Source organism: Desulfonatronovibrio magnus, from assembly GCF_000934755.1.
Taxonomy (GTDB): Bacteria; Desulfobacterota; Desulfovibrionia; order Desulfovibrionales; family Desulfonatronovibrionaceae; genus Desulfonatronovibrio; species Desulfonatronovibrio magnus.
The window spans coordinates 1-6,420 of the sequence record NZ_JYNP01000118.1; the positions used below are offsets into that span (position 1 = coordinate 1).

Annotated in this window: 8 protein-coding genes; 1 reads left to right on the forward strand and 7 read right to left on the reverse strand. The window is 45.1% G+C overall.

Annotation, left to right across the window (positions count from 1 at the left end):
- Positions 1–394: 394 nt before the first annotated feature.
- From LZ23_RS11185 to LZ23_RS23510, 4 genes are all read right to left on the reverse strand, one after another.
- Positions 395–730: a type II toxin-antitoxin system PemK/MazF family toxin gene (locus LZ23_RS11185; RefSeq protein WP_045214226.1), complete on the reverse strand. Its 336-nt coding sequence runs from the start codon at positions 728–730 to the stop codon at positions 395–397.
- On the reverse strand, positions 731–979 hold the full coding sequence (locus tag LZ23_RS11190; protein WP_028574625.1) for an AbrB/MazE/SpoVT family DNA-binding domain-containing protein: 249 nt from the start codon (positions 977–979) through the stop codon (positions 731–733). It lies immediately after the preceding gene.
- Positions 980–1,410: 431 nt separating this feature from the next.
- Positions 1,411–1,635: an addiction module protein gene (locus tag LZ23_RS11195; protein WP_045214228.1), complete on the reverse strand. Its 225-nt coding sequence runs from the start codon at positions 1,633–1,635 to the stop codon at positions 1,411–1,413.
- 100 nt (positions 1,636–1,735) lie between these two features.
- On the reverse strand, positions 1,736–1,954 hold the full coding sequence (locus LZ23_RS23510; protein ID WP_198145974.1) for a type II toxin-antitoxin system PemK/MazF family toxin: 219 nt from the start codon (positions 1,952–1,954) through the stop codon (positions 1,736–1,738).
- On the opposite strand from LZ23_RS23510, the gene LZ23_RS24645 reads away from it, so the two are divergent.
- Positions 1,920–2,525: a phage integrase N-terminal SAM-like domain-containing protein gene (locus LZ23_RS24645; RefSeq protein ID WP_332308280.1), complete on the forward strand. Its 606-nt coding sequence runs from the start codon at positions 1,920–1,922 to the stop codon at positions 2,523–2,525. The genes LZ23_RS23510 and LZ23_RS24645 overlap by 35 nt on opposite strands.
- 358 nt (positions 2,526–2,883) lie before the next feature.
- Here LZ23_RS24645 and LZ23_RS11210 read toward each other — a convergent pair whose 3' ends face one another.
- The 3 genes from LZ23_RS11210 to LZ23_RS11220 form a co-directional block, all read right to left on the reverse strand.
- Entirely contained in the window at positions 2,884–3,495 is a 612-nt protein-coding gene (locus tag LZ23_RS11210) for a plasmid pRiA4b ORF-3 family protein (protein ID WP_045214229.1), read from the reverse strand.
- A gap of 115 nt (positions 3,496–3,610) precedes the next feature.
- Positions 3,611–4,051, reverse strand: a complete 441-nt coding sequence (locus tag LZ23_RS11215; RefSeq protein ID WP_198145976.1) for an efflux RND transporter permease subunit — start codon at positions 4,049–4,051, stop codon at positions 3,611–3,613.
- Between the two features lie 29 nt (positions 4,052–4,080).
- Entirely contained in the window at positions 4,081–5,268 is a 1,188-nt protein-coding gene (locus LZ23_RS11220) for an iron ABC transporter substrate-binding protein (RefSeq protein ID WP_052507325.1), read from the reverse strand.
- Positions 5,269–6,420: the final 1,152 nt, after the last annotated feature.

A 6,420-nucleotide genomic window follows, 5' to 3' on the forward strand; every position in this document is an offset into this window, starting at 1 on the left:
GCATTATATCCAGCAAGCCTTTCTCTTCAACCACGATCCTGTCCATCCCCAGCAGTCTTTCCGCAAGCTGCGTGTAATAATCGGCATCAAATTTTCTTTGTTTTTGTTTGGGGTCGGACCTAACCATCACCCTTAAATGTCAGGATAAACCCAGTGAAATCCAGTAGAGCTGGGCTGCAAGGCAGCATTTCACCAGGCAGGTGTCCCAAAATAGCCTATTTTCGGAGCTTAGAAGCACCCCTGATAAAACCCTGCTTTGCAGGAACGCTTAGCGTTGTTTCATAAGGTAAACATTTTACCCTCAAAAACATCATTGTAAGCCGATACAGGTTCTTTCAGTGCGGACGACAAAAACGTAACCTATGTTGGCACACTGGAATGTCTAATTGGTCTATTAATAAATACAAGCATCCAATATAGACAGGACTTCAGACAATAGCTCATCGTTCCGTCGCTCGATGCATTTAACACGACGAACATGGAAATCAACTGACTTCACTTGCTCAACCATGACGAAACCGGTCAACTTGCTTGCTTTTGGAATAGGTACATGGAAAGGAAATCCGCGATCTGTATTTGTAATAGGACATACAATAGCCAAACCTGTGCTGCTATTGAACAGTTCCTTGCTGACGACCAACGCCGGACGGCGTCCTTTTTGTTCATGACCAGCTTGCGGATCAAAAGTAATGGCAATCAAGTCTCCTTGTTCGGGAATATAGATTGCCATTTACCAGACCTCTTTTCCGGCTGGTTTCCCCCAATCTGTTTCTTTAGTTTGGTAACCTTTGGGAATTTTCGCCACAAGATCCTTGAGATTATATTTTCTTCGGGTTCTCTGGGCTGGGGTGACGATTAAGGCACCATCCTTTACAGTGACATTGACGTCATCGCCTACATTTATTTGTGCGTCTGATAGTAATGTCTTTGTAATACGGAGACCTTGGCTGTTTCCCCATTTTTGAATTTTTGCAAGCATATGATCACCTCCCAACGTATATCCAAAGTATATACATATACAATTTGAGGGTCAAGGATTTTTCAGGCCAACGCCTTGCTCACCGGCAATTGGGAACGCCAGCGACTGAGGCAGTCCATGTTAGGCGCTTTGTTCGGCTCTTGATCACTTTCTCGGCTTCCAATAACCTGGTTTCCGATGCAGATTCATTACAGCAACGATGAATATTCCACCTTGCTCTTCAGAATACAGAATTCCGTATGGAAACCGCCTTACCAGAGATCTTCTTATATCGCCTTCGATCTCAGGCCAAGCATTAGGAAGCGCGATTGCTCTCTTAACGGCGGAATGGGCCTCCAGAGCAAAGTCATATCCCAGACCAGGCTCAAGACTCTCATAATAATCAATTGCCTCATTGAATTCCTTTTCAGCTTCCGGGTGGAATTAAAAGCTCATTTTTCAAACCTATCCCAAACCTTGCTGAACACTTCATTTCCTGGAATTGCTTCAACATGGCCCGATCTGAGCTCAGAAAGACGCCGTTTCGCCTCACTTGCCCATTGTTTGTCTATCTCTGATTCCGGCTGATTTAAACTGCGAAGCAGTGAGTCCACAACTATGGCACGCTCTTCCACCGGAAGTGACACTGCCTCATCTATTAATTGCTTTGTATTCATTTCCTCACCTTTGTTTGTGGTGATGTTTATATAGCCGAACAGCGGGCATTCAGCAGCCGCGGCTGTTTGCGGTCTGCTGAATGCCCTGGTTGTGACTTTTTTATCTTATTTCAAGTATTGTAGCGACTGCCTGGCAGATTTCATCAAGTTCTTCGAGAGATAGCGACTCAGTCTTCTTTTTCAGCCTATGCTTTGCAACTGCTCGAATCTGATCCACCACGGCCACGGCAGCTCCCCCCTGACAATTAACCGGAACCGTGATTGGCGGGTGTGATTTCGCAGCAGTGGAGAGAGGAAGCACAACAACGGTAGATGTCAAGAAAAATATCCCTCCTGACCTGCAAAACAGTTTTCAGCTCCATTTGGAGCAAGAATCTTTTAGCAAGCAAAAGCAGGTAGAGTATCAAAAATGGCTCCGTTTTTATCTTGATTTTTGTCAAAAGTATAACTTTGTTCAATCTGACCAGAACAGCCTTGATCATTTCATTAAAAAATTACGAGAAAAAAAGCAGACAGATCTACAGCAAAGTCAAGCAGTCCGGGCTATAAAACTCTATTACAAGATTATTCAAAGAAAGGAAGAAAAGCAGGACAAAGAGAATCAAAGAAAAGTCCTTTCTGAAAAAGATGAACAATATAAAATAACAGGAGCTGACTGGAGAAGTGTTTACAAAGACCTCTCGGGTGAAATTACTCTCAGGCATTATTCCCCAAAAACCTTAAGGGCTTACACAGGCTGGGTCAGGCAGTTTCAAGCCTTTGTGAGAAGCAAAGACAGTCGTCTGTTGACTGGTAGTGAGGTCAGGGATTTCCTGACCTTTTTGGCTGAGAAGAAAAAAGTCTCGGCATCTACCCAACTATCAAAAGCCAGACCAAATAAGAGGCGATAAGCCCTTTGGATTTTTGATCGGCCCTGATATTCGACCCAAGTGACGACTTTGACGGGACTTTCTTTTTTACGGTTTAAGCAAGTTTTTACTCTTTACCGTCATTCCGGCGAAAGCCGAAATCCAGGGTGTTTTAATAGCCTTATACCATATGTGGTGAACAGTTACAATTTAATTTCCATTCAAGTCGCTTGGCTGGAGTTTAGGCCATATCCGCTGAAAGCCTGAATCCCAGTTATCATGGACACAGAGTCTTTTTCAGCTTTCTGCCAATTTAAATCCTGGTCCAATATCCCAGTATTGGCCTGGGAATATCGCGTTTACGACAGATTTTAGCCAGTATGAAGATACTTACATGAAATCATTCTTCCAGGAAGGCTTTTTTCCATCGGGTCACGGGATTGGAAAAGCGCACTTTCTCAACACTAAATTCATCAGGATTATAGGGATAATAATTTTTTAAATGCCCTTTCAGCCAGGCAACCATATCTTGATGGTCTTCATGAACTGGATCATTCAGTATGTCCAACAACTTATAATACCCTGGTACACCTCCGCAATCCTCCGGCGGGCAGGCCCTTTCGCCCCCTATACATTTGGGATATTTGTTCCCCTTTTCTTTGACCAGCAAGCCTTCAAACAAAACGTCATGCACCCATCCATCTCCAAAATCGTATTCATATTCGAGCAATTGTCCGGGTTCGTGCAGATATAAAGAAAGCTCTGTTTCCCATCCAGGAAGAGTTTCGTGGTCATCCCACTCCTCACCTGGGATTCCGATCTCTATGAAATCCCGCTTATGTTTGGGTCGAAATCTAAAGGAGTGCAGATGACAGTCCAGCCAGCCCATGGCGTCCTGAATAGCAATGTGCAGTCCCCAGAAATTGTAGGTATCAGGGACCTGGATTCTCCGCCATATGGGCGGTTCAATCTTTTTAAGCCTGATGTGGAACTGGTAAATCAATCTGCCCATTATTGCCCCCTCCTTCCATCTTTTTTCTTTTTCTCACACGAAGTCGCCAAGGCGCAAAGAAGAAGTTGTTAAAATAACTTGGTGTCTTAGCGGCTTAGCGTGCCGTTTCTTTTTCTCACGCAAAAACGCAACGACGCAGAGATGAAGTTATTAAATTTGCTTCAATAAAGCAAATCGTTGTGCCTTGCTCAAGAACCCCTTGACGTACACTGGCCAGATCCTGAAGCAGGATTGTTGCCCCTGAAGGTAAAATTACCGGAGTCAAAGCAATTTTTGAAACGGATTTAAACTCTGAAAGAGGACGCAGCCTGACAGTCATGCCTGCCAGTTCAATGGAGCCTCCAGGGATGATCCTGTTGCGTGCAGAAAGCTGCGCAGCCAATTGGTCAGGGCTGATCCCGATTCGCTTAGCTGCAGCATCATCCAGGTGGATGGTTACCTGCTCTCCAGGGTTAGCCACCAGATTGACCTTTGAGACTCCGGGAAGATGAGTGAGGTGGTCCTTGACGCGCAGGGCTGCATTGCGCAACGTTAACAGGTCAGCTGATCCAGTCACTGCCAGGACCACCGCGTCAGGATCCTGAATTATTGTTGGTTTACTGTGATCCGGCTGAAGCCCAGGTTTTCAAAGTGGCTGTTTATGATCCTGAAGGCTGGCCCGCCATTTAAATAGTAAGAAATTTCCTCAGCCTTTTCCATGGGATCGATATCAGCAAACTGATCGGGGTATATTGTTTTGCCGATAAAATAGGCATTGGCAAAGATGTTCTCAAAGTTTTGCGTATAAAAATTGTAAGGGAACACGCCATAAACTTCGCTTTTTTTAATTGCGCTCAGTGTCCTGTAGGCCTGGTCCTGTCTGAGCTGCTCCAGACCGTTGGCAATTCCATCGAGACGGGTAGTGGAAATGTCCATAAATATGATCTCAGGGTCCCAGATCAGGATTTTTTCCTTGGCTACGCTGGCATGAGAGGATCTCTTTTCGTTGGAATAAAGATGTCCGGCCACATTTTGGGCGTTTAAAAATTCAAATGGAGCATAGGCGCTTTCTGTAGACTGAAAACCATGCCCTCCGCGCTGCGCCACCCCTCCCACATAGACAGTTGGGCGCTGATCTTTTGGTATGTCTCTGGTTCGGCCTTCCAGGTCTGCCTGCAGTGAGTTGAAAAATTGGATAACTCCTCTGGCCCGTTCTTCAATACCGAGAACTGACCCCATGATGGTCAGGGTTTTGTCCAGGTCATCTCGTGCGTAAGTCAGATTTCCGTAGTCCAGAGCAATGACTGGAATGCCTGTCTTGGTCTGAAGATTGTCTATTCCCCCGTCTCTGGATGCATAGGTTTTGAAGATGACCTGGGGCTGGGGATCAAGGCCGGCTATAAGTTCAGGGCTGTCATGTCCCCTGAATTCACCAAAAAGGGGATAGTCCCTGAATTGAGGGTTAGCTATGGCGTAAGGTCTGGCATCAGCTGAAAATGGAAGTCCACCTTTTTCAGCACTGTCCACCCCCACTATTCGATCTTGAGCCTGAAGATAGGTAAGCAGTCGCAGACAGCCTGATCCAGAACAGATAACCCTGTCCACCTGTGCCGGAACTGTAATTTCCCTGCCCATGCTGTCTGTAATCGTTACAGATGCGCGAGCATGGATTGGAGGAGGATAAAAAAGCCAAAAAGCAGAAACCAACATGGCCATAATTAGACCACAGGTAAAGGAAAACTGGTTTTGGCGCTTAGAACAGCAGGGTAAATGCGAAGAAGATTTTTTAGTCATTTTTCCTCCTCATGGTTTATGATGTGAACTTTGCTGCATAATAATTGCAAATAAGTAATACTTGATATAGAATGTTTTATTATATGTAAACATAAAATATTCAGATTATTATTTTTTTGTTCGCAATTGGTTTTACATGCATGTATTGATAATTTTGCGCATAAGAAGCTCCTCACCCGGGGGGACCGGGACCGAACGTGTGAGTAACTTACACCACTCGTTCCCAGGCTCCAGCCTGAGGACTTTTTGCTCTTGCGGCTCCAGCCGCTTCTTCATACCAAAGCCTGGATTCCGGCTTTCGCCGGAATGACGACAAAGAGTAATAGTTTGCTTTAACCGTCACCCCGGACTTGATCCGGGGTCCAGTTTTTTTTTGTAGTTAATTAGAAGCTCCTCACCCGGGCGGCCCGGGACCGAACTTGTGGGTAACTTTAGGATATTGTCACTTTTCTGAAAATTGGGACAGTCCCCGCGAGGTACTATAAAAAAGATTGATACTGCATTGGTTCTTGGTAGAGATTTTTTTTAATGGAAAAATCTACACAGCGAGGGACAGTCCCTGTGCCAGACGCAAAGTTCCCATCTTTGACGGAACTTTTCTGGTAATTGAGAATCAATCATATGTAAAAATCTTAAAATTGTGAAAACTCTAACCGTCTGATTTTGTTGGCAATTTGATTTTAGTTACTTAGAAGCTCTTCACCTGGGCGGACCGGGACCGAACCTGTGAGTAACTGTCTTTAAAGTGGAGCCTGCATCCTGCAGGCTATTTAATTCCAGGCGGCTGGAAGCCGCCTCCACCTTGAAGAACTGTCACATATTTGTTCCCCTGGGGCGGCCCGGGACCGAACCTGCGAGTAACTGTCTTTAAAGTGGAGCCTGCATCCTGCAGGCTATTTAATTCCAGGCGGCTGGAAGCCGCCTCCACATTGAAGAACAGTCCCATATTTGAAAATTGGGACAGTCCCCGCGAGGTACTATAAAACAGATTGATGCTGCATTGGTTCCTGGTAGAGATTTGTTTTAATGATAAAATTTACACAGCGAGGGAAAGTCCCTGTGCCAGGCGCAAAGCTCTCATCTTTGACGGAACTTTTCTGGTAATTGAGAATCAATCATATGTAAAAATCTTAAAATTGTGAAAACTCTAAC